General features: G+C 68.7%; 21 protein-coding genes. 14 read left to right on the top strand and 7 right to left on the bottom strand.

Features of this window, described 5'->3' with window-relative positions; genetic code table 11:
* The first annotated feature begins 26 nt into the window (after positions 1-26).
* Positions 27-3392 (top strand): PAS domain-containing protein, encoded by a 3366-nt coding sequence (locus tag TSH58p_RS05435; protein ID WP_109070221.1) that lies wholly within the window; start codon positions 27-29, stop codon positions 3390-3392.
* Between the two features lie 15 nt (positions 3393-3407).
* Here the strand turns inward: TSH58p_RS05435 and TSH58p_RS05430 are convergent, their stop codons facing one another.
* Complete coding sequence (locus tag TSH58p_RS05430) at positions 3408-3935, bottom strand: isopentenyl transferase family protein (protein ID WP_109070220.1); 528 nt, start codon at positions 3933-3935, stop codon at positions 3408-3410.
* Positions 3936-4055: 120 nt separating this feature from the next.
* A complete protein-coding gene (locus TSH58p_RS05425) occupies positions 4056-4340 on the bottom strand; it encodes a hypothetical protein (protein ID WP_109070219.1) in 285 nt (94 codons plus the stop codon).
* Positions 4341-4431: 91 nt separating this feature from the next.
* On the opposite strand from TSH58p_RS05425, the gene cutA reads away from it, so the two are divergent.
* Together cutA and TSH58p_RS05415 are read left to right on the top strand one after the other, a co-directional pair.
* Positions 4432-4746, top strand: coding sequence for a divalent-cation tolerance protein CutA (gene cutA, locus TSH58p_RS05420; protein ID WP_109070218.1), 315 nt, complete (start codon positions 4432-4434; stop codon positions 4744-4746).
* 136 nt (positions 4747-4882) lie between these two features.
* Positions 4883-6094 (top strand): MFS transporter, encoded by a 1212-nt coding sequence (locus tag TSH58p_RS05415; RefSeq protein ID WP_109070217.1) that lies wholly within the window; start codon positions 4883-4885, stop codon positions 6092-6094.
* A gap of 4 nt (positions 6095-6098) precedes the next feature.
* On the opposite strand, the gene TSH58p_RS05410 is transcribed toward TSH58p_RS05415, so the two are convergent.
* The 4 genes from TSH58p_RS05410 to TSH58p_RS05395 form a co-directional block, all read right to left on the bottom strand.
* On the bottom strand, positions 6099-6761 hold the full coding sequence (locus TSH58p_RS05410) for an SPOR domain-containing protein (RefSeq protein ID WP_146205871.1): 663 nt from the start codon (positions 6759-6761) through the stop codon (positions 6099-6101).
* A gap of 172 nt (positions 6762-6933) precedes the next feature.
* Positions 6934-8223, bottom strand: a complete 1290-nt coding sequence (locus TSH58p_RS05405) for an O-acetylhomoserine aminocarboxypropyltransferase (protein WP_109070215.1) — start codon at positions 8221-8223, stop codon at positions 6934-6936.
* An 18-nt stretch (positions 8224-8241) separates the two neighbouring features.
* On the bottom strand, positions 8242-8760 hold the full coding sequence (locus tag TSH58p_RS05400; protein ID WP_109070214.1) for a CoA-binding protein: 519 nt from the start codon (positions 8758-8760) through the stop codon (positions 8242-8244).
* The gene (locus TSH58p_RS05395; protein ID WP_109070213.1) at positions 8757-9575 is read right to left on the bottom strand and encodes an enoyl-CoA hydratase; all 819 of its coding nucleotides are present in this window, start codon (positions 9573-9575) and stop codon (positions 8757-8759) included. Before TSH58p_RS05395 ends, TSH58p_RS05400 begins: the two co-directional genes overlap by 4 nt.
* A gap of 259 nt (positions 9576-9834) precedes the next feature.
* Between TSH58p_RS05395 and TSH58p_RS05390 the strand changes: the two genes are divergently transcribed.
* From TSH58p_RS05390 to TSH58p_RS05365, 6 genes are all read left to right on the top strand, one after another.
* Positions 9835-10305, top strand: a complete 471-nt coding sequence (locus TSH58p_RS05390) for a PaaI family thioesterase (RefSeq protein ID WP_109070212.1) — start codon at positions 9835-9837, stop codon at positions 10303-10305.
* 196 nt (positions 10306-10501) lie between these two features.
* The gene (rplM, locus tag TSH58p_RS05385) at positions 10502-10966 is read left to right on the top strand and encodes a 50S ribosomal protein L13 (RefSeq protein ID WP_014240247.1); all 465 of its coding nucleotides are present in this window, start codon (positions 10502-10504) and stop codon (positions 10964-10966) included.
* A 4-nt stretch (positions 10967-10970) separates the two neighbouring features.
* Positions 10971-11453, top strand: a complete 483-nt coding sequence (gene rpsI / locus TSH58p_RS05380) for a 30S ribosomal protein S9 (protein ID WP_014240248.1) — start codon at positions 10971-10973, stop codon at positions 11451-11453.
* A 135-nt stretch (positions 11454-11588) separates the two neighbouring features.
* Positions 11589-12641, top strand: coding sequence for an N-acetyl-gamma-glutamyl-phosphate reductase (gene argC, locus TSH58p_RS05375; protein ID WP_109070211.1), 1053 nt, complete (start codon positions 11589-11591; stop codon positions 12639-12641).
* 20 nt (positions 12642-12661) lie between these two features.
* Complete coding sequence (locus TSH58p_RS05370; RefSeq protein ID WP_094306453.1) at positions 12662-13180, top strand: gamma carbonic anhydrase family protein; 519 nt, start codon at positions 12662-12664, stop codon at positions 13178-13180.
* Positions 13181-13393: 213 nt separating this feature from the next.
* Positions 13394-13981 (top strand): OmpA family protein, encoded by a 588-nt coding sequence (locus TSH58p_RS05365; RefSeq protein WP_014240251.1) that lies wholly within the window; start codon positions 13394-13396, stop codon positions 13979-13981.
* 162 nt (positions 13982-14143) lie between these two features.
* Here TSH58p_RS05365 and TSH58p_RS05360 read toward each other — a convergent pair whose 3' ends face one another.
* Complete coding sequence (locus TSH58p_RS05360) at positions 14144-15943, bottom strand: alpha/beta hydrolase (RefSeq protein ID WP_109070210.1); 1800 nt, start codon at positions 15941-15943, stop codon at positions 14144-14146.
* Positions 15944-16176: 233 nt separating this feature from the next.
* Between TSH58p_RS05360 and TSH58p_RS05355 the strand changes: the two genes are divergently transcribed.
* From TSH58p_RS05355 to TSH58p_RS05335, 5 genes are all read left to right on the top strand, one after another.
* Complete coding sequence (locus TSH58p_RS05355) at positions 16177-16572, top strand: hypothetical protein (protein WP_109070209.1); 396 nt, start codon at positions 16177-16179, stop codon at positions 16570-16572.
* Between the two features lie 361 nt (positions 16573-16933).
* Positions 16934-17386: a MarR family winged helix-turn-helix transcriptional regulator gene (locus tag TSH58p_RS05350; RefSeq protein WP_041811027.1), complete on the top strand. Its 453-nt coding sequence runs from the start codon at positions 16934-16936 to the stop codon at positions 17384-17386.
* Entirely contained in the window at positions 17383-18729 is a 1347-nt protein-coding gene (locus tag TSH58p_RS05345; RefSeq protein WP_109070208.1) for a multidrug effflux MFS transporter, read from the top strand. The genes TSH58p_RS05350 and TSH58p_RS05345 overlap by 4 nt, the downstream gene beginning before the upstream one ends.
* Before the next feature lie 154 nt (positions 18730-18883).
* A complete protein-coding gene (locus TSH58p_RS05340; RefSeq protein ID WP_109070207.1) occupies positions 18884-20158 on the top strand; it encodes an LL-diaminopimelate aminotransferase in 1275 nt (424 codons plus the stop codon).
* The gene (locus TSH58p_RS05335) at positions 20158-21465 is read left to right on the top strand and encodes a homoserine dehydrogenase (RefSeq protein WP_109070206.1); all 1308 of its coding nucleotides are present in this window, start codon (positions 20158-20160) and stop codon (positions 21463-21465) included. The genes TSH58p_RS05340 and TSH58p_RS05335 overlap by 1 nt, the downstream gene beginning before the upstream one ends.
* Positions 21466-21481: the final 16 nt, after the last annotated feature.

Genomic DNA, 21481 nt, shown 5'->3' with positions numbered 1-21481 from the left:
GCACCATTTTCCGAAAGCCGCCTTGCATGAGCCTTCTTCACCGCCTGTTGCTGCTCGTCCTCGTGGCGATGATTCCGGCGGCCGTCATCGAGGTGAAGAACGAGCTGGCCCTGCGCGCCGCGCGGGAGGCGGAGGTGGGGCGGGACGCCCTGCATGTCGCCGCCCTGTTCGAGGCGGAGCAGCATCGCATGATCGACGGGCTGCGGCAGGTGCTGAACACGCTGGTGAAGGCCGATCCGGCGCGTGCCCCCGGCTCCCCCGCCTGCCAGGCGCTGATGGACGACCTGCGCGCGTCGTATCCCGGCCATCTCGGCATTGTGATCGCCGGGCTGGACGGGGTGGTGCGTTGCGCGACCGACCGCGTCGCGCTGGGGATGTCCATCGCCGACCGCGACTATTTCCGCGACGCGCTGGACAGCGGTCGGATGACGCTGGGCGAGCATGTCTTCCGGCGGACCGACGGGCGTTCCGCCATGCCCGTGGCGCTGGCCTTCCAGGACGGCGAGGGCCGGGCGGCCGGCGTGGTGACGGCGATGACCGACATCTCCTGGATCGCCGATTTCCTCTCGAAGCGGCCGCTGCCCGACAATGCGCGGATCACTCTGGTGGACCGCCGCGACCGGGTGGTTGCCCAGGTGCCGCCCCTGCCGAATCAGACGGCGCCGAACCAGACGGCGCCGAACCAGACCGGCGGTGGCGGCGCCCTGTCCCCGTCCGTCATCGCGCTGTTGTCCCGCGACGCGCCCGGCGTCGCCGAGGTGACCGGGCTGGACGGACGGCCGCGCATCGTCGCCTATCAGCCGACCGGCCAAAGCGTGGACGGCATCGGGGTCGTCGTCTGCCTGGACAAGGGCGAGGCGCTGGGGCCGATCCGCGGCACGATGATCCAGGCGATGACGGGCATCGCCACCGTTCTGCTGCTGACCCTGCTCGCCGTCTGGTGGGGCGCCAGCCGGTTCCTGCGGCGGCCCGTGGCGGCGCTGGTCGCGACGGCGGAGCGCTGGAAGGGCGGCGACCTGACGGCGCGCAGCGGCGTGGCCGACCAGTCGTCCGAACTCGGCACTCTGGCCCGCGCCTTCGACGGCATGGCCGAGGAGCTGGCCCGCCAGCAGCAGGTCCGGGAGCAGGCCAACGCGCTGGCCCACAAGACGGCCGCCGTTCTGGGCAGCATCACCGACGGCGTGTTCGAGGTGGACCGCCACTGGCGCATCACCTTCATGAACGAGCGCGCCCGGACGCTGATCGCCGGCGGGCGCGACCTGATCGGCCAGGATCTGTGGGAGGTCTTCCCCGAGACCGCCGCCAGCGCCTTCGGCGAGAACTACCGCCGCGCCATGCGGGACCAGACGCCCGTCGAGTTCGAGGACTATTGCACGGCCTTCGAATCCTGGTTCGCCGTGCGCGCCTTCCCGTCGCCGGACGGGCTGGCCGTCTTCTTCCAGGACACCACCGCCCGCAAGTGGGGGGAAGCGGCGCTGAATTCCGCCAACCGGGAAAAGAACGCTCTGCTGGCGCAGCTGAACAGTCTGCTGCAGAGCGCGCCGGTCGGCTTCGCCTTCTTCGACCGCGAGCGCCGCTACATCCGCATCAACGAACAGTTGGCCGAGTGCAACGGCATCCTGGCCGAGGCTCATATGGGCCGCAAGCTGGCGGACCTGATGCCCGTCGTCGGCGCCAGCGTCGAGCCGCTGATCGACCGGGTGTTCGACACCGGCGAGCCGATCCCCTACCGGGAGGTGATGGGCGAGACGCCCAGGGAGCCGGGCGTGACGCGCCATTGGCTGATCGCCCTGTTCCCCGTCCACGAGGGGATGGAGGTCGCGGCGGTCGGCGCCGTCGTGATGGAGGTCTCCGACCTGCGCCGGGCCGAGACGGCGCGCCGCCAGAGCGACGAACGCTTCCGATCGGTCTTCGAACTGGCGGCGGTGGGCATCGAGCGGGTGGGGTTGGACGGCCGCATTCTCGACGTCAACGCCAAGATCTGCGACATCGTCGGCTACCCGCGCGAGGAGCTGCTGAAGCGGACCTACCGCGACATCACCGATCCGGCCGATCTGCCAACGGAGGAACGGCTGATCGAGCGGCTGCTGTCCGGCGAACTGGCCAGTTACGCCCTGGAGAAGCGCTACCGCCGCAAGGACGGCGGGGCGGTGTGGGTGCGGGTGACCTCCTCGCTTGCCCGGATCACCGGCACGGAGCCGGCCTACCGCATCACCGTCGCCGAGGACATCACCGAGCGCAAGGCGATGGAGGCCGAACTGCGTTCTGCCCGCGACGAGGCGGAGCGCGCCAACCTCGCCAAGTCGAAGTTCCTGGCCGCGGCCAGCCACGATCTGCGCCAGCCGCTCCAGTCGCTGTTCTTCTTCACCGCCGCCCTGTCGGCCCATGTCGGGTCCGCCGCGGGCACCAAGATCCTGACCCATCTGGAGCAGGGACTGGACGCGCTGAAGGGGCTGCTGGACAGCCTTCTCGACGTGTCCCGCCTCGACGCCGGGGTGGTGACGCCGGTGTTCGAGGATTTCGACGTGGCGGAGGTGCTGGACCCGATCCGCGCCGCCTACGCGCCGGTCGCCGCGGGCAAGGGCATCGGCTGGCAGGTGGAGGTCGGCGCCGGGCGGGTGCGCAGCGACCGCACGCTGCTGGGCCGGCTGGTGCGCAATCTGGTGGAGAACGCCATCCGCTACACCGAAAGCGGGCTGGTGCGGGTGCAGTGCCGGACGGACGGGCGCTTCCTTTCCATCGTCATCCAGGACACCGGCATGGGCATTCCCGACGATCATCTGGAGCGGATCTTCGAGGAGTTCCATCAGGTCGGCAACCCGGAGCGGGACCGCAACCAGGGCCTCGGCCTCGGCCTCGCCATCGTGCGGCGCCTGTCGCGGCTGCTCAACCATCCGGTGGAGGTGCGTTCCGCGGTGGGCAAGGGCTCGGCCTTCCGGGTGCTGGTGCCGCTGGGCGAGTCGGTGGTCGCCGCCGCCGCGGGGGCGGGGAGTGCGGCGCCGGGGATGGGGCAGGGCCGCCTCGCCGTTCTGGTGGACGATGACGCCATCGTGCTGATGGGGCTTCAGCTGATCCTGACGGAATGGGGCTACGCCGTGCTGGCGGCGGGCAGCGCGGACCAGGCCATGGAGCGGCTGTCCGCCCAGACCCGCGTCCCCGACATCGTGATCGCCGATTACCGGCTGCGCGAGGGCCGGATCGGGACCGAGGTGATCCTGCGCGTGCGCGAGCGCTACGGCGCCGGGGTGCCGGGGGTGATCCTGACCGGGGAGACGGGGCCGGACTGCCTGCTCGACGCCACCGCCCACGGGCTGACCGTGATCCACAAGCCGGTCACCCCCCGTGAACTGGCGGCGGCGGTGGACCAGCAGCTGAAGGCCGTGCCGGCGTGAACCGGCGCTGCGGCCTTATCGCGTGAGGCCCCAGCGCCGGTACCACGCGTTCAGGTCCCGCGCGGAGTTGATCCGTATCTTCGGCAGGTCGGCCTGATCGAAGGTGCGCAGGTTCCGCGCCCGGTTTCTCGGGGTGGCGACGGCGATGTGGCGGATCATGTCCCATTTGATGCTGTCACGGCGGCCTTCCAGCGCGCCCCGTCGCTCCCGCTCGAACAGCGTCCGGCGGAAATAGCGCAGCAGGCTGAGCGGCATGGGCACATCCAGGTAGATCAGCCCCGTCGCCCGCTGGAAACGCTGCGGAATGCACCGCGAGTAGTTTCCCTCCATGACCCAGCGCTCGCCGGCGATGGCCGCGTCGTGCAAGGCGATGAACTCCTCGGTCGGCCGTGGCTGCCAATCCGTGTTTGGGGCGTGATACAGCCGGTCGAGGTGGACGATTGGAAAACCGTGCTGCCGCGCGATCGCTTCGGCAAGCGTGGATTTCCCGCTGTTGGACGGCCCGAGGATGCAAATGCGTTGGCCGAGGTCGGAAAGCTGCATGAGATTGATACCGTTACGAAACAAAGCCCGGTTGGGCCGCGAAAAGCGCGGCGATCCTAGCGGGCATCGGCACGCCGCGACACCCCACCCATGCGGTACGCCGTCGGTGTTGTCCGGCGGTCAGTCCGCCTGGGCGAGTTCCTTCGCGGCGGGGCGGGGGGCGAGGGCGGCGCGGCCGGTGTCGGTCAGGCGGCAGACCAGCCAGTCGGGCTTCAGCGGGTTGTCGAACCAGCGTTCCGCCCAGCCGGACTTCAGGCAGCTTTCGATGGTCTGGCGTTTGACGCGCTGGCCGTCGCCGTCGAACAGGGGCAGCTTGCCGCCGGGCTGGTCCAGGCCGTTGCGCAGCCACGCCGCCTGCGCCTCGGTGGGGCGGCGTCGGGACGTGGTGCGTCGGGGTGCGGCCATGGTTCGTCGCCTCGAAGATGTTGCGGCCTGGCTGTTGGGGCTTGGCGGCCTGTGGCAAGATTCGGGCACTCTACATCGAAAGGCTCCGGTCATGGAATTCGTCTTCGCCTACATCACCGCCGGATCGCGGGACGAGGCCCGTCGCATCGGCCGCGCGCTGGTCGAGGAACGGCTGGCCGCCTGCGCCAACATTTTCGACGGCATGACCTCCATCTATCGTTGGCAGGACGCCATCGAGGAGGCCGACGAGACCGTGCTGATCGCCAAGACGCGGGCGGAGCTGTTCGACCGGCTCGCCGCGCGGGTGAGGGAGCTGCACAGCTATGAGGTGCCCTGCGTGGTCGAGCTGACGGTGGGGCGCGGCAACCCGGCCTATCTGGACTGGCTGCGCGACGGGACCGCCTGACCCCCAATGCGGATCATCGCATGGCGAACCACCGCATGCCGGCCATGACGGCGGCGCATTGGACCGCCTCCGACCCGCGTGCCAGTTTCGCAAGGGTTGCTTTCAAGCGCAAATCATCCGGATGCGGAGAATTTCCATGACCGACACATCGGCGCGGCTGTCGATCGGCTTTTCCTGGATCGGCCACGCGCTGATGCACATCGTGTCGGCCCTGTTCCTGACGGTCGTCCTGGCGCTGGAACGGGAATGGAAGCTGCCCTACGACGAGCTGATCCGGCTGTGGACGCTCGGCGCCCTGATGATCGGCGTCGGCGCGCCGCTGGCCGGCTGGCTGGGCGACCGCTGGAGCGAATGCCGGATGATGGCGGTCTTCTTCCTGCTGACCGGGGCGGGGACCATCGCCTGCGGCCTGACCGACGGTCCGGAGGCGCTGCTGTGGGCGCTGGCGGTGCTCGGGCTCGGCTCCTCCATCTACCACCCGGTGGGCATGGCCTGGATGGTCAAGAACGCCACCAACCGCGGCAAGGCGCTGGGCTATCAGGGCATTTTCGGCACCATCGGCATCGCCTCGGCGGCGGTGGTGGCCGGCGGCCTGACCGAGTGGCTGGGCTGGCGCTCGGCCTTCCTGATTCCGGGGGCGGTCTGCCTGGGGCTGGGCGTGGTGCTGGCCCTGCTGATCGCCATGGGCAAGGTGGAGGATCGCCAGGGCGACGTGAAGCCGATTCCCAAGGCGTCGCGCGGCGACGTGATCCGCGCCTTCTTCGTGCTGTCGGTGACGATGGTCTGCGCCGGGCTGATGTTCAACGCCATGCAGGTGGTGCTGCCCAAGCTGTTCGAGGCGCGGCTGAGCGACCTGCTGGGCGGCAGCACGCTGGGCGTCGGCGGCGTGGTGACGGCGGTCTATCTGTTCGCCGCCCTGCCGCAGCTCATCGGCGGGCATCTGGCGGACAAGTACCCGCTGAAGCGCATCTACACCCTGTGCCTGCTGGTCCAGGTGCCGATGATGGCGGCGGTGGCGGTCCTCGCCGACCTGCCGCTGGTCGGCGCTGCGGCGCTGGTCGTCGTCGCCTCCCAGGTGCAGATCCCGGCGGAGAACCTGCTGCTCGCCCGCTACACGCCGGAGAAGCACCGCGGGCTGGCCTACGGCGCCAAGTTCATCCTGTCCTTCGGCGCCGGTCCGCTGGCGGTGCAGCTCGTCGCCCTGGTCTATGAGCGGACGGGCGAGTTCGTGATGCTCTACGCCACGCTGTCGGTGCTGGCGCTGGTCGCCTTCGCGGCGGCGCTGCTGCTGCCGCGCGACCGCGACGCTCCGGCCAAGCCCGCGGCGGCCCCGATGGCGGCGGAGTAACGGCTTACATTTGGTCCGGAAGGCTCGGGTAGGGCGCATCGCCGGGCAGGTCGGCCACCACCGTCCTCCCCTTCCAGGTCAGGAGCCACGCGTCGCCGACCCCGGCGGCGCGGATCTCCGCCAAGCGGCGCAAGGCGGTCGGGCGGTCCTCTGGCGGCAGGACGAGCCGGTGGATGCGCCGGCCCTGCACGTCGGCCGTCACGATGTCGGCCTCCGGATGGCCCAGCCGCGCGCGCTGGGCTTCCGCCTGTCCACGCTTGGAAAAGCTGCCCGCCACCACGAGGAAGCGCCGTTCGACGGGACGCGGCATCGGCGGCAGCGCGGCGATCTCCACCTCCGCGGTCACGGGAAGCGGCGCGGGCGGTGGCGGAGCGGGGGACGGCGACGGTTCCGGCTCCGGAAGGGGGACCGGCACGCTCTCCGCGCTGCGGACCACCGGCACGATCACCGGCTTGCAGACATAGCCTTGGCTCAGGACGCGGAGGGTCGCGCAATCCTGCTGCAGCATCGCCGACAGCATATGGTCGGTGCTGCTCTTGCTGGTTCCGACATAGAGAAGCCCGTCCACGGCGAAGGAGGCGGCGGTCATCGCCACCGGCGCGCCCGCGCAGCCGCCCAGCCCCAGCAACGCGACCGCCGTCACTCCCCGCCTGAGCCGTCCGCTCATGCCTCGCTTCCCCGCCCTGTTCGCCTCAGGGTCGGTGCTATGACCTGCGGAGGTCAATGGAACGGCCAGCGCTCAGCCCTTCGCGTCACGCCTACCTCTTGCGGGGTATCCCCCGCCCGCCGGGCCGGACGCCGCGGCGGACGGAGGGGAACCGGCATCAGGCGGCGGCCAATCAGGCGGCCGATAGGGCGCGGTCGAGGTCGGCGATGATGTCCTCGACGCTCTCCAGCCCGATGGACAGGCGCAGCACGTCCGGACCGGCGCCCGCCTGGGCCTGGGCCTCCGGCGACAGCTGGCGGTGCGTGGTCGAGGAGGGGTGGATGATCAGCGACCGGCTGTCGCCGATGTTGGCGAGGTGGCTGAGGAGCTGGACGTTCTCCACCACCTTCACGCCGGCGTCGAAGCCGCCCTTGACGCCGAAGGTCAGCACGGCGCCGGCCCCCTTGGGCAGGTACTTCTTGGCCAGGGTGTTGTACTTGGACGATTCCAGCCCGGCGTAGCTGACCCAGCCCACCGCCGGATGGCTCTCCAGGTACTGCGCGACCTTCAGGGCGCTGTCGCTGTGGCGCTGCATGCGCAGCGGCAGCGTCTCGATGCCGTTCAGCGTCAGGAAGGCGTTCAGCGGCGCCTGGCTCGGCCCGAGGTCGCGCAGGCCGACGGCGTGGCCGTGGATGGTGAAGGCCAGATGACCGAAGGTCTCCTGGAACTTCAGCCCGTGATAGCCGGCGTCCGGCTCCGACAGGGCGGGGAACTTGCCGGACTTGCCCCAGTCGAAGGTGCCGCTGTCGATGACCACGCCGCCGACCGAGGTGCCGTTGCCCGACAGGAACTTCGTGGTCGAATGCACGACCAGCGTGGCGCCCCACTGGATCGGGTTGATCAGGTACGGCGTCGCCAGCGTGTTGTCGACGATCAGCGGAATGCCGGCCTCGTCGGCGATCTTGGCGATGGCCTCCAGATCGGTGACCACGCCGCCGGGGTTGGCGAGGCTTTCCACGAAGATCGCCTTGGTCTTCGCGGTGATGGCGGCGCGGACGTTCTCCGGCTGGTCGGTGTCCACGAAGACGGACTTCCAGCCGAAGGCGCGCGGGAAGCTGGTGCCGAGCTGGTTGAGCGTGCCGCCGTAGAGCTTGCGCGAGGCGACGATCTCGTCGCCCGGCTCCATCAGCGGGAACAGGGCGAGCAGCTGCGCGGCGTGGCCGGACGAGGTGGCCGTGGCCCCGGCGCCGCCCTCCAGATTGGCGAGCCGCTCCTCCAGCACCGACACGGTCGGGTTGGTCAGGCGGGAGTAGATGAAGCCGACCTTCTGAAGGTTGAACAGCGAGGCGGCGTCGTCCACGTCGTCGAAGACGAAGCTGGTGGTCTGGTAGATCGGCGTCTGGCGCGCCCCGGTGGCGGGGTCGGGGGCGGCGCCCGCGTGGATGGCGCGGGTTTCGAAACCGAAGGACTTCTGCTCGCTCATGATGGCTTCCTCTGCTTTTCACATCAGTTTTTTGAAGGATTTGGCCGGTGCGGCCTTCTTGGACGTCAGGATGTTGGAGTTGACGCCGATGCGCCCGATCTCGTGGAACAGGCGCTGAAGTTCGATCTTGGGGCAGCGGTTCATGACCACGGTCAGCCCGGCCGCCTCGGCCCGCGCCGCCGCCTCGTCGTTGCGCACGCCGAGCTGCATCCACACCACCTTGGCGCCGATGGCGATGGCCTCGTCCGTCACGCCGGCGGCGGCGGCGGCGTTGCGGAAGACGTCCACCATGTCCGGCGGCTCCGGCAGCTCCGACAGGCTGGCGTGGACGCGCTCGCCGAGGATGGTCTGGCCGGCCAGCTTCGGGTTGACGGGGATGACCCGGTAGCCCTTGTCGCGCAGGTACTTCAGAACGATGAAGCTGGCCTTCACCGGGTCGTTCGACGCGCCGACCAGGGCGATGGTCTTCACCCGGTCCAGGAGCTGGCGGATGAAGTCGTCGCTGTAGCCGTCGTGCGAGGGGGCGGGGCCGCTCATTGGCCGCACCACACCGGGGCGCGCTTCTGCAGGAAGGCGTCGATGCCCTCCTCGGCGTCGCGGGCCAGCATGTTCTCGGTCATCACGCGGGCGGCGTAGGCGTAGGCCTCCTCCACGTCCAGCTCGATCTGGCGGTAAAAGGCCTCCTTGCCGATGGCGAGGGTCAGCGGCGACTTCGCGGCGATCTTGCCGGCGGCCTCGGCCACCACGGCGTCGAGCCGGTCGGCCGGCACCGCGTGGTTGACGAGGCCGATGCGCTCCGCCTCCTCGGCGCCGATCAAATCGCCGAGCAGCAGCATTTCCATGGCCGCCTTGCGCCCGACGGCGCGGCTCAGCGCCACCATGGGGGTGGAGCAGAACAGGCCGATGTTCACGCCCGGCGTGGCGAATCGCGCCGTGTCGGCGCAATAGGCAAGGTCGCAGGTGGCGACGAGCTGGCAACCCGCCGCCGTGGCGATCCCGTGCACCTTGGCGATCACCGGCTGGCGGATGCGGCTGACCGTCAGCATCAGCCTGGAGCACTGGACGAACAGCGATTCATAGGCCGCGCGGTCCGGGTTGGCGCGCATCTCCTTCAGGTCGTGCCCGGCGCAGAAGGCCGGTCCGGCCCCGGCCAGCACGACGACGCGGACCGTGGAGTCCTGGTGGATGGCGTCCAGCTCCGCTTGCAGCGCGCCCATCAGCCCGACGGACAGGGCGTTGCGCGCCTGCGGGCGGTTCAGCGTCAGGGTCGCGACTCCGTCGCGGTCCTGGCGGAGAACCAGCGGCGCGTGGTCGCTGGCGAGGGGCCCGGCGGCGGGTGGGGTGTCGTTCATCGCTGTCCAATCCTCCCGGATGTTTTGATCGTTGGCGGGAACAGTACCCCGACCGCCCCCGCCACGGAACCGGGCGTGTGGTCCGCCCATCTAACGGTGCGGCGGCGGACAACTCAACCTGTTTGTTGATTGATATTGTAGATTTAACGCCCGATAGGTTTGCGGGATTGTGTAAAATTCATGGCGGCGCGACGCGCTTGGCGGGCCGGGCGATGTTCGCCATGATTGGGCGTCCATAAGAAAAACCATGGGTGAGGGAATGAGCGCGCCGGTCGTGTCCGCCGAGGAACTGGAAGCCCTGATTCGCGAGGGCGTGCCGCTGGTCGGCAATTACGGGATCACCATCGAACAGCTCGGCGCCGGAACCGTGCGCATGAAGCTGCCCTACAACGACAGCTTCGTCCGTCCCGGCGGCACGGTGACCGGACCGGCGATGTTCGGGCTGGCCGATGTGGCGCTCTACGCGGCGGTGCTCAGCCTGATCGGGCGGGTGGAACTGGCGGTGACCACCAGCATGACCATCAACTTCCTGCGCCGCCCGGCGCCGGTCGCCATCACCGCGGATTGCCGGATCCTGAAGATGGGCAAGCGGCTGGCCTACGGCGAGGTCCTGCTGTTCTCCGAGGGCGATCCGGAGCCCGTGGCGCACGCCACCGGCACCTACTCGATTCCGCCGCACGATCCCGTAACGCTCGCGGTATCAGGATACCATGATCCGGAGAGCGCCTGAAAACGTCAATGATATCAACAGCTTTGCTTTCGCGGTAAAATGATACCGCGATCGTAGGGCGTTGATATGAAACGGATATTTTTCCGTTGACAGGGACCCCGTGCCCTGCGTACAAAACCGGCCGCTTCGGCGCCCCGGGGATTGAACGTCCAGTTTCGGTGGCCCGCCGATCCACGTTTAGTCAACGAGTGTGGCGATGAAGACCTTCAATCTGAAGCCGACCGACATCGAGAAGAAGTGGTACGTCGTCGATGCCGACGGCCTCGTTCTCGGCCGGCTTGCCAGCATCCTGGCGAACATCCTGCGCGGCAAGAACAAGCCGACCTTCACCCCGCACATGGATTGCGGCGACCATGTCGTCGTGATCAACGCGGAGAAGGTCAAGCTGACCGGCAACAAGCGCCAGGACGACATCTTCTACTGGCACACCGGTTATCCGGGCGGCATCAAGGGCCGTTCCAAGGGCCAGATCCTGGACGGCAAGTACCCGGAGCGCGTGATCGAGAAGGCCGTGGAGCGCATGGTTCCGCGCGGTCCGCTCGGCCGCAAGGTGATGACCCACCTGAAGGTCTACAAGGGCGCCGCCCACCCGCACGAGGCGCAGCAGCCGGTCGCTCTCGACGTTGCGGCCATGAACCCGAAGAATAAGCGGAGCGCGTAATCCAATGGCTCAGGTTACCACCACCCTTTCCGGCCTGAAGGACATCGCTGCCGCTCCGGCCGCCGCCTCCGCCGAAGTGGTCGCCCCGAAGCTGGACGCCCAGGGCCGCGCCTACGCCACCGGCAAGCGCAAGGACGCCGTCGCCCGCGTGTGGATCAAGCCGGGCTCCGGCAAGATCGTCATCAACGGCCGCGACCAGGAAGTCTACTTCGCCCGCCCGGTGCTGCGCATGATGATTGCCCAGCCCTTCGGCATCACCGACCGCGCCGACCAGTTCGACGTGATGGTCACGGTGGCCGGCGGTGGTCTGTCCGGCCAGGCCGGTGCGGTCCGTCACGGCATCTCCAAGGCGCTGACCTACTTCGAGCCGGCGCTCCGTCCGCCGCTGAAGGCCGCCGGCTTCCTGACCCGCGACGCCCGCGTCGTCGAGCGTAAGAAGTACGGCAAGGCCAAGGCCCGCCGCAGCTTCCAGTTCTCGAAGCGCTAAAGCCTACCGCGGACCCGCGTTACTGCTGTACAAGCGAGGGGCGTCCCGACGGGGCGCCCCTTTCTTGTTTCAGGTCTGTTTCACTCGTCTTCACCGTTCCGTGCCCATCCCCGTGCGTCAAAAGGAACAGCGTCCATGGCCAACAGCACTTCCCCCATCCGCGTCGGCATTCTCGGTGCGTCCGGTTACACCGGCGCCGAGCTGGTGCGCATGCTTCTGCGCCATCCCGGCGTGGAGATCTGCGCGCTGACGGCCGAGCGACAGGCGGGGAAGCCCATGGCGGAGGTGTTCCCGCATCTGGGCCAGTTCAACCTGCCCGGTCTCGTGAAGATCGAGGAGGTCGCCTGGGACAAGCTGGACGCCGTTTTCTGCGCCCTGCCGCACGGCACCACGCAGGAGGTCATCGCCGGCCTGCCGCGCCACATCAAGGTGGTGGACCTGTCCGCCGACTTCCGCCTGTCCGACCCCGCCGAATACGCCACCTGGTACGGGCATGAGCACCGCGCCGTGGACCTTCAGAAGGAGGTCGCCTACGGCCTGACCGAGTTCAACCGGCAGGGCGTGCGCAAGGCGCGCGTGGTCGCCAACCCCGGCTGCTACCCCACCTGCTCGCTGCTGGCCCTGCTGCCGCTGCTGATGGACGAGATGATCGAGCCGGGCGGGATCGTGATCGACGCCAAGTCGGGCGTCTCCGGCGCCGGGCGCGACGCCAAGCAGCAGAACCTCTTCACCGAGGTGTCGGAGGGCTTCAACGCCTACGGCGTCGGCCACCACCGCCACATGCCGGAGATCGAGCAGGAGCTGCGGCTGGCCGCCGGGCGTCCGGTGACCGTCAGCTTCACGCCGCACCTCGTCCCGATGAACCGCGGCATGATGGCGACGATCTACGTCCGCATGGCCGACGGGGTCACCGCCGACGACCTGCGCGCCACCCTGACCGCGCGCTACGAATCGGAGCCCTTCGTGAACGTCACGGCGGCGGGCATCGCCCCGGCGACCCGCCACGTCCGCGCCTCCAACCAGGCGCTGATCGGCGTGTTCCCCGACCGCACCCCGCGCGGCGCCATCATCGTGTCGGTCATCGACAATCTGGTGAAGGGCGCCTCCGGCCAGGCCATCCAGAACATGAACGTCATGTTCGGCCTGGGCGAGACGACCGGCCTGGAGCAGGCCCCGCTGTTCCCGTGAGCGACGAGAGGCAGCCCGCCATGTCCGGCCTGATCCTGCCCTTCCAGGGCACGCACCCGAAGATCGACCCCAGCGTCTATGTGGCTCCCACGGCCTCGGTCATCGGCGACGTGGAGATCGGGCCGGGCAGCAGCGTCTGGTTCGGCTGCACCATCCGCGGCGACGTCAACGAGATCCGAATCGGTGCCCGGACCAACATCCAGGACGGCACCGTCATTCACGTCGCCTCGGCGGGGCAGGGGACCTACATCGGCGACGACGTGTCGATCGGCCACATGGCCCTGCTGCACGCCTGCACGCTGGAGAGCGGCTGCTTCATCGGCATGCAGGCCTGCGTGATGGACGGGGCCTACGTCGAGTCGGGGGCCATGGTGGCCGCCGGGGCCCTGGTGACCCCGGGGAAGCGTGTGGCCGCCGGGCAACTTTGGGCCGGAAGTCCCGCAAGACCCGTGCGTGCACTTACGGAAAAGGACACATCTTTCTTCCCGGTAAACGTCCGGAACTACGTGCGGCTTGCTCAAATCTACAGAGAAGGCTAATACCTCTTTAGTGCGTCGCAGCACTGTGGCATACTAGCAACAGTGACACCGGCACGAAACGTGTAGGACTTCCGGAGGGTATGTTTGTACGTGGACAAACCCCACATGTTTCGCGTTTTGTCACGTTACATGCACGCGATATGTCCTATCGTTTGTGCGATTCGTCCTCCGCGAGCCAAGCGGTAGGGAGAGTGTCTCTAAGGGAGTGGAGAAATGAACAGCTTCTTCCGCGCTACCATGGCCGTCGTGCCGGCCGCCGTCGTCGCTTTCGGCCTGACCGCCGGGGCTCAGGCCCAGAGCGCCGACACCGCCGAGTGGTGCAATCCGGTCATCGGCTGGAACGACACCCCGGTCCGCACGGCGGATGGCGGCTACGCCACCCACCAGGGCAGCTTCAAGTGCCCGCCGGCCGCCGCTCCGGCGGTTGCCCCGGCCCCGGCCGCCCGCGCCCAGACCGAATACCTCGTGTTCTTCGACTGGGATAAGGCCAACGTCACCCCGGCCGCCGATCGCGTGATCGGCGATGCGGCCGCCGCCATCGGCAAGGGCGCCAACGCCCGCGTCCATGTCGTCGGCCACACCGATACCTCGGGTTCGCCGGCCTACAACCAGCGTCTGTCGGTGCGTCGCGCCGAGGCGGTGAAGCAGGCCCTCGTTTCCAAGGGCATCGCCGCCGGCGCCATCACCACCGAGGGCAAGGGCGAGAGCCAGCTCCTGGTGCAGACCGGCCCGAACGTCCGCGAGCCGTCCAACCGTCGTGCGCAGATCCTGCCGCGCGGTGCGAACGCCCCGTCGTCGTAAGGCGCTGGTTCCCTTTCGGGACACGGAGCCCCGGACCTCGGTCCGGGGCTTTCGCCGACAAAGGAAAAGGCCCCGGACTTCGGTCCGGGGCCTTTTCTTTTTGGCCGTCCCTGTCTGTCCGGGCATCCGGAGGGCGGCGGACCGCCCTCCAGATTCGGGACCTCAGACGATGCGCACCTTGGCGTAGGAGCCGGGGGCGTCTTCCAGAACGGGCAGGCCGCCCTTGGCCGGATCGCGCGCCGGGACCTTGCCGTCGGAGAAGGTGGAGACCCAGTTGTTCCACTCCGGCCACCAGGAGCCGGGGGTCTGCTCCGACGAGGCCAGCCAGTCGTCGGACGCCTTCGGCAGCTTGGCGTTGGTCCAGTAGCAGTACTTGCCGGCGGCGGGCGGGTTCACCACGCCGGCGATGTGGCCGGAGGCCGCCAGCACGAACTTCACCGGGCCGGAGAACAGGTGGGCGCCCATGTAGGTGGACTTCCACGGCGCGATGTGGTCCTCGCGGGCCGACAGGAAGAAGGACGGGGTCTTCACGTTGCGCAGGTCGATCGGCACGCCGCCCAGCGACACCCCGCCCGGCTGCGCCAGAAGGTTCTTCTGGTACATGTTGCGCAGGTAGAAGCTGTGCATCGCCGCCGGCATGCGGGTCGAATCGCTGTTCCAGTAGAGCAGGTCGAACGGGAACGGGTCCTTGCCGAGCAGGTAGTTGTTCACCACGAACGACCAGATCAGGTCGTTGGCGCGCAGCATGTTGAAGGTGGTCGCCATCTTCGAGCCGTCCAGGTAGCCCTGCTGGGCCATCTGGCTCTCGATCATGGTGAGCTGCTCCTCGTCGATGAAGACCGACAGCTCGCCGGCTTCCGTGAAGTCCAGCATCGTGGTGAAGAAGGTGGCCGACTTGATGCGGTCGTCCTTCTTGGCGGCCATGTAGGACAGGGTGGAGGCCAGCAGCGTGCCGCCCAGGCAATAGCCGATGGCGTTCACGTCCTTCTCGCCGGTCACCTTCTCGATGGCGTCCAGCGCGGCCAGAACGCCTTCGACCATGTAGTCTTCGAAGCCCTTCTGGGCCAGCTTCTCATCCGGGTTCACCCAGGACAGGACGAAGACGCTGTGGCCCTGGTCCACCGCCCACTTGATGAAGCTGTTCTTCTCGCGCAGATCCAGGATGTAGTACTTGTTGATCCAGGGCGGCACGATCATCAGCGGCCGCTTGTTCACCTCCGGCGTGGTCGGGGTGTACTGGATGAGCTGCATCAGATCGGTCTGGAAGACGACCTTGCCCGGCGTGACGGCGATGTTCTTGCCGACCTGGAAGGCGTCGTAATCGGTCATGGAGATGCGCAGCTCGCCCTTGCCGCGCTCCAGGTCCTTCAGCAGATGCTCCAGGCCCTTCACAAGGTTCTCGCCGCCCGTCTCGATGGTCGTGCGCAGCACCTCCGGGTTCGTCATGACGAAGTTGGAGGGCGCCATCGCGTCGACGAACTGGCGGGTGTAGAAGTCGACCTTCTTGGCCGTGTGGTCGTCCAGCCCGTCCACCTCGTTGACCGTCGACTGCATCCACCGGGCCGACAGCAGGTAGGACTGCTTGATGAAGTCGAACAGGGTGTTCTCGTCCCAGGCCGAATCCTTGAAGCGGCGGTCGTCCTTGGCCGGGGCGATGACCGGCTGGGCGTCCTGGCCGAAGAAGCGCTGGGTGGTGCGCTGCCACAGGGTCAGGTAGTCCTGCCACAGCGTCATCTGCGCCTTCATCAGCTTGGCCGGGTCGGCCATCATGCGCGTGGTCATCTCCAGGAACGCATGGCCGACGCCCATCGGGTCGGGGTTCTTCGCGCCGACGCCGTCCGAGGCCTGACGGGACAGGAATTCGGTGACCAGCCGCTGGCTCTGCTCGGCGATGCGGGTCATCGCCCGCGACATCTCGACCGGGTCGGGAAGCTTGACGTCAGGGGCCTGGTTTTCGGCCATTGGTGCGGTCCTTCTTCTTTAGGCGAGTTTTAGGCTTCAGGAGGGACGTTGTGCGGTTTATACAGTGCCTGCCGGAAGTCTGTTCGGTCGGAGTGCGGTCCGGTCCTGGCATCCCGGACAGCTTATGCCATGTCCGTTCGAGCCAGGGTCCGTCATACACTTCTCGTATGAAGATTTCATTTCGCCCACCACCGTTCAAGCGGCGGGATGGGTTCGGATGTGGGGTTCGCAGAATGGAAACGGGTATCCGACGCGGCATGGTGGCGAAGGCGGGTCCGCTGGGGCCGGCGTTGTCCGTCCTGGTTGTCCTGGGATTGTCCGCCTGCAGCAACCACGTGCTCGACACCGGGCTGGTCGGCGCCGTGATCGGCCGCGACGTGCCCAGCCAGGAGGCGCCGGTGCGCGGCATGTCCGGCGAGAACCGGGAATACCCCAATCTCGGCACCGTTCCGCCGCGCCCCACCGACCTGCGGACGGACGCGCAGCGCCAGCAGGACCTGGACCGTCTGGCCCAGGACCGCGAGGCCGCCAAGAAAATGCTGCCGACCCCCATGGACGTTCCCCCGCCGCCGGACATCACGCCTGGACAGCCAAGCGCCGGGAAGCCCGCCCCCGGAAAGCCCAATTGAGGGCAGGGGTGTAGCAAAGGGCGGGCGCCGCCAGTAATCCGTAAGTATACCTATGCGGAGCGTCCTTCGGCCTCTGATGGCGTCCCTTTGACGGAAAGGGATGCACCGGTCCTCGTCCCGTCGATGCGCAGTTACGAAGGCGGTGGCGCGGACCACGGAGCACCCATTGCTGCTGCCAATTCGGCAAAACCTACGTCCTGCGGTGGCGGGTCCGCAACAGATTTTCAAACTGCGACTATTTGGCGCGTCGGCGTCGCTTCACGCCGAGTGAAGGGCGCGTCGCGTGGCCATGGTGCCGTGGCATAACCGCCCTGCGCCGCCCGCGGTTGCTGGAAATCATAAGGCGCCCTTACAATAAGGGATGCTTGATGAATCCCCCTTCGGAATGATCCTGATCGACTGCGCGAGGCTTCTGCGCGCGCGGTTCGACCGTGCCCTGGACGACGCCCGGCTCGGCCTCACGGCGGGGGAGGCGCGGGCGCTGGTGTATGTCTGCCGCCACCCCGGCTCGCGCCAGTCGGTGCTGGCGACCCACATGTGGGTGGAGCCGATGACCCTGGTCGGCTTCCTCGACCGGCTGGAGGCGCGCGGGCTGGTGGTCCGCGAGCCGGACCCGGCGGACCGCCGCGCCAAGATCGTCCAGCCGACCCCGCAGGCCGAGCCGCTGGCGCTCCAGGTCCTCGAGGCCTTCCGCACCGAGCGCGAGTCGGCGATGGCCGACCTGTCGGCGGAGGAGATCGTCCTGCTCAAGGACATGCTGGGCCGCCTGCGCAACCGCATGATCGCCGACGACCGCGGCGGGGCCGGCCAATGAGCCACCCCCCCGTGCAGACCGACGCGCCCGCGATGACGGAGACGCGGACCGCCGTCATCGGAACGCTGATCGTCACGCTGGGGCCGCTCAGCCTCGCGCTCTACACGCCGGCCCTGCCGATGCTGGTGGAGGCGTTCCAGACCACCCCGGCGGCGTTGAAGCTGACGCTCTCCGTCTATTTCTTCGGCTTCGCCTTTTCCCAGCTCGCCTGCGGGCCGCTGTCCGACGCCTATGGGCGGCGGCCGGTCGCCCTGGCCTTCTTCGTCACCTACGTCCTGGGCAGCGTGGTGGCGGCCCTGTCGGGCAGCATCGAATGGCTGCTGGTCGGGCGGGCCCTGCAGGGCATCGGGGCGGCGGCGGGGATCGCCATCTCCCGCGCCATCGTGCGCGACCAGTTCACCGGCCAGCGGTCGGCGCGCATCCTGAACCTGATCGGGCTGATGCTCGCCGTGGTGCCGGCGGTGGCGCCGACGCTGGGCGGGGTGATCCTGGGCACGGTGGGCTGGCACGCCATCTTCGTGGTGATGACGCTCTACGGCCTCGCCGTGCTGACCGTCTTCGCGCTGGGCACGGCGGAGACAAACCAGACGCTCGACCGCTCGGCGGCCCGGCCCGGCCCGGTGATCCGCAACTACCGGACCCTGCTGACCGACCGGCGCTTCATGCGGGCGGGGCTGGTCCTCGGCACGACGCTGGGCGGCCTCTACACCATGGCGGCGCTGCTGCCCTTCGTGATGATCGAGCGGGTGGGGCTGAGCCCGACCGTCTTCGGCTTCGCCATGCTGCTGCAGACCGGCTCCTACACGCTGGGGGCGACCCTGGCCGGGCGGTTGCTGCGCCGGGTGGACGCGATGCGGCTGATCCCCTACGGGCTGGCCTGCGTGGCCGTGGGCGGGCTTGGCTTCGCCCTGGCGCCCCTGACCGGCGAACCGACCGTGGCGAGCGTGATGGGGCCGACCGCCGTCTGGGCCTTCGGCATCGCCCTGGTCATGCCCGGGGCCACCAGCGACGCCCTGGCCGGCTTCCCCCGCATGGCCGGGGCGGCGTCGGCGCTGATCGGCTTCATGCAGATCGGCGGCGGGCTGGCCGGAACGGCGGTGGCCGCCCTGTTCGCCGATCCCTACACCGCGACGACGGCGATCATGCCGGGCCTCGCCTCGTTGTCGCTGCTGTCCTACGCGCTGCTGCGCGTGCCGGCGTCCCGGCGCGGCCACCCGGCCAAGCCGCCCCGGCCGGAGGATCTGGAGGTCGCCGTGGACCCCGTCGCCCTGGTCGGCGCCGGCGGGGAGGAGATCGAGGAGGCGCTGCACCAGCGCCGGACGTCCGGCCGCAAGGGAGGCTGAAGACGGGCTTCGGCGTCCGGGATGCCTCGGGCAGCGCAGGAATGCGGCCGGACGCGAATTTTACCTCGCTTCTGAAGATGCGGGGCGGTAGATAAGTGGTCCCGGTCCGCAAATATGGGTTCGTGGCGTGGCCGGACAAGGCTTCGGAGCGTCCATGAGCGATTCAGAATTCCACCGGATCAAGCGGCTTCCGCCCTACGTCTTCGCCGAAGTGAACGCCATGAAGGCGCGAGCCCGAGCTGCCGGCGAGGACATCATCGACCTCGGCATGGGCAACCCGGACCAGCCGACGCCCCAGCACATCGTTGATAAGCTGATCGAGGCCGTGCGCGATCCCAAGACGCACCGCTACTCGAACTCCCGCGGCATCCCCGGCCTGCGCAAGGCGCACGCGGCCTATTACAAGCGCCGCTTCAACGTGGACGTCGATCCGGAGTCGGAGTGCATCGTCACCATCGGGTCGAAGGAAGGCCTGGCCAACCTCGCCCAGGCGATCACCAGCCCCGGCGACATCATCCTGGTGCCGAACCCCAGCTACCCGATCCATCCCTTCGGCTTCATCCTGGCCGGCGCCTCGGTGCGTCATCTGCCGGTGGGGCAGGCCAACGGCACCTCCACCGACATCGACAGCTTCATGGTCATGCTGGAGCGCGCCGTGCGCCACAGCGTGCCGAAGCCGCTGGCGCTGGTGCTGAACTACCCGTCCAACCCGACGGCGGAGGTGGTGGGGCTCGACTTCTACCGGCCGATCGTCGAGTTCTGCCGCAAGCACGGCATCTACATCCTGTCGGATCTGGCCTACGCCGAGGTCTTCTTCGACGGTGACCCGCCCCCCTCGATCCTGGAGATCCCGGAGGCGCGCGAGGTGGCCGTCGAGTTCACCTCGATGTCGAAGACCTATTCGATGGCCGGCTGGCGCATCGGCTTCGCCACCGGCAACAAGAAGCTCATCACCGCGCTGGCCCGCATCAAGTCGTACCTCGACTACGGCGCCTTCACGCCGATCCAGGTCGCCGCGACCGCCGCGCTGAACGGGCCGCAGGACTGCGTGGAGCAGGTGCGCACCATGTACCGCCAGCGCCGCGACGTGATGATCGAGGGTCTGGCCTCGGCCGGCTGGACGGTGCCGAGCCCGTCGGCCTCGATGTTCGCCTGGGCGCCGATCCCGGAGCCCTTCGCCCATCTCGGCTCGCTGGAGTTCTCCAAGCTGCTGCTGCAGGAAGCCAAGGTCGCCGTGGCGCCGGGCATCGGCTTCGGCGAGTACGGCGACGGCCATGTCCGTCTGGCGCTGGTGGAGAACGTCCACCGCATCCGTCAGGCGACCCGCAACATCAAGGAGTTCTTCCGCTCCAACGCCGCCGGTGCGGCGGCGAGCAAGGACCCGGCGGCGCGCGCCGCCCTCCTCGACCCGGAGAAAGCGAAAGTCTGATGTCCGACTCCCACAAAGCAGGCCCCCTGAAAATCGCCGTCGCGGGCCTGGGCACGGTCGGCGCGGGCGTTCTGAAGCTTCTGGAGCGGCAGGCCGGCCTGATCGAGCAGCGCTGCGGCCGCCGCATCGAGGTGGTGGCGGTCAGCGCCCGCTCGCGCGGCAAGGACCGCGGCGTCGACCTGTCCAAGGTCGAATGGTACGACGACCCGGTGGCGCTCGCCGCCCATCCCGGCGTGGATGTGGTGGTCGAGCTGATCGGCGGATCCGAGGGGCCGGCGAAGGAGACCGTCGAGCTGGCGCTGGAGCGGGGGCGCCACGTCGTCACCGCCAACAAGGCGCTGCTCGCCCATCACGGCACCGCGCTCGCGACCAAGGCGGAAGCCGCGGGCCTCGCCATCGGCTTCGAGGCGGCGGTGGCCGGCGGCATCCCGATCATCAAGGGGCTGCGCGAGGGGCTGGCGGGCAACCGCGTGTCGGAGGTGCACGGCATCCTCAACGGCACCTGCAACTACATCCTGACGGAGATGCGCACGACCGGCCGCGACTTCGCGGACGTGCTGGCCGACGCGCAGAAGCTGGGCTACGCGGAAGCCGACCCGAGCTTCGACATCGACGGCGTGGACGCGGCGCACAAGCTGGCGATCCTGACCTCGGTGGCCTTCGGCACGCCGTTGGACTTCAAGAGCGTCCATGTCGAGGGCATCCGCCACGTCTCCGCGGTGGACTTCGACTACGCCGACGCGCTCGGCTACCGGATCAAGCTGCTGGGCATCGCCCGGCGCACCGATCACGGGATCGAGCAGCGCGTGCACCCCTGCATGGTGCCGAAGGCGGCGCCCATCGCGGCGGTGGACGGCGTGTTCAACGCCGTGATCGCCCAGGGCGACTTCGTGGACCGCGTGCTGTTCGTCGGCCGCGGCGCCGGCGAGGGGCCGACGGCGTCGGCCGTGGTCGCCGACCTGATCGACATCGCCCGCGGGCGCTCCACCCCCACCTTCGGCGTGCCGGCGGCCCAGCTTTCCGAGGCCCAGCCGTCCCCGATGGAGGCCCGCCGGGGGTCGTACTACGTACGCCTGATGGTCGTGGACCGTCCCGGCGTGATAGCGGATGTTGCGGCGGCCATGCGCGACCAGAACGTCTCCATGGAGCAGTTCCTGCAGCGCGGGCGCGCCCCCGGCGAAGCGGTGCCGGTGGTCCTGACCACCCACGACACCGACGAGGCGGCCATGCAGCGCGCGCTTGCCACCATCGCCGCCAAGGAGTCGGTGGTCGAGCCGCCGCGCATGATCCGCATCGAACAGTTTTGACCGAACCATAGAAGAA

It is taken from the genome of Azospirillum sp. TSH58, assembly GCF_003119115.1.
Classification (GTDB): domain Bacteria; phylum Pseudomonadota; class Alphaproteobacteria; order Azospirillales; family Azospirillaceae; genus Azospirillum.
This window is presented reverse-complemented; position numbering and strand designations above follow the sequence as displayed.

What these genes read in the sequence shown, in the direction of transcription:
- TSH58p_RS05435 (WP_109070221.1), top strand. Translation starts at nt 27, where the DNA reads ATGAGCCTTCTTCACCGCCTGTTGCTGCTCGTCCTCGTGGCGATGATT.
- TSH58p_RS05430 (WP_109070220.1), bottom strand. Translation starts at nt 3,935, where the DNA reads ATGCAGCTTTCCGACCTCGGCCAACGCATTTGCATCCTCGGGCCGTCC.
- TSH58p_RS05425 (WP_109070219.1), bottom strand. Translation starts at nt 4,340, where the DNA reads ATGGCCGCACCCCGACGCACCACGTCCCGACGCCGCCCCACCGAGGCG.
- cutA (WP_109070218.1), top strand. Translation starts at nt 4,432, where the DNA reads ATGGAATTCGTCTTCGCCTACATCACCGCCGGATCGCGGGACGAGGCC.
- TSH58p_RS05415 (WP_109070217.1), top strand. Translation starts at nt 4,883, where the DNA reads ATGACCGACACATCGGCGCGGCTGTCGATCGGCTTTTCCTGGATCGGC.
- TSH58p_RS05410 (WP_146205871.1), bottom strand. Translation starts at nt 6,761, where the DNA reads ATGAGCGGACGGCTCAGGCGGGGAGTGACGGCGGTCGCGTTGCTGGGG.
- TSH58p_RS05405 (WP_109070215.1), bottom strand. Translation starts at nt 8,223, where the DNA reads ATGAGCGAGCAGAAGTCCTTCGGTTTCGAAACCCGCGCCATCCACGCG.
- TSH58p_RS05400 (WP_109070214.1), bottom strand. Translation starts at nt 8,760, where the DNA reads ATGAGCGGCCCCGCCCCCTCGCACGACGGCTACAGCGACGACTTCATC.
- TSH58p_RS05395 (WP_109070213.1), bottom strand. Translation starts at nt 9,575, where the DNA reads ATGAACGACACCCCACCCGCCGCCGGGCCCCTCGCCAGCGACCACGCG.
- TSH58p_RS05390 (WP_109070212.1), top strand. Translation starts at nt 9,835, where the DNA reads ATGAGCGCGCCGGTCGTGTCCGCCGAGGAACTGGAAGCCCTGATTCGC.
- rplM (WP_014240247.1), top strand. Translation starts at nt 10,502, where the DNA reads ATGAAGACCTTCAATCTGAAGCCGACCGACATCGAGAAGAAGTGGTAC.
- rpsI (WP_014240248.1), top strand. Translation starts at nt 10,971, where the DNA reads ATGGCTCAGGTTACCACCACCCTTTCCGGCCTGAAGGACATCGCTGCC.
- argC (WP_109070211.1), top strand. Translation starts at nt 11,589, where the DNA reads ATGGCCAACAGCACTTCCCCCATCCGCGTCGGCATTCTCGGTGCGTCC.
- TSH58p_RS05370 (WP_094306453.1), top strand. Translation starts at nt 12,662, where the DNA reads ATGTCCGGCCTGATCCTGCCCTTCCAGGGCACGCACCCGAAGATCGAC.
- TSH58p_RS05365 (WP_014240251.1), top strand. Translation starts at nt 13,394, where the DNA reads ATGAACAGCTTCTTCCGCGCTACCATGGCCGTCGTGCCGGCCGCCGTC.
- TSH58p_RS05360 (WP_109070210.1), bottom strand. Translation starts at nt 15,943, where the DNA reads ATGGCCGAAAACCAGGCCCCTGACGTCAAGCTTCCCGACCCGGTCGAG.
- TSH58p_RS05355 (WP_109070209.1), top strand. Translation starts at nt 16,177, where the DNA reads ATGGAAACGGGTATCCGACGCGGCATGGTGGCGAAGGCGGGTCCGCTG.
- TSH58p_RS05350 (WP_041811027.1), top strand. Translation starts at nt 16,934, where the DNA reads ATGCTTGATGAATCCCCCTTCGGAATGATCCTGATCGACTGCGCGAGG.
- TSH58p_RS05345 (WP_109070208.1), top strand. Translation starts at nt 17,383, where the DNA reads ATGAGCCACCCCCCCGTGCAGACCGACGCGCCCGCGATGACGGAGACG.
- TSH58p_RS05340 (WP_109070207.1), top strand. Translation starts at nt 18,884, where the DNA reads ATGAGCGATTCAGAATTCCACCGGATCAAGCGGCTTCCGCCCTACGTC.
- TSH58p_RS05335 (WP_109070206.1), top strand. Translation starts at nt 20,158, where the DNA reads ATGTCCGACTCCCACAAAGCAGGCCCCCTGAAAATCGCCGTCGCGGGC.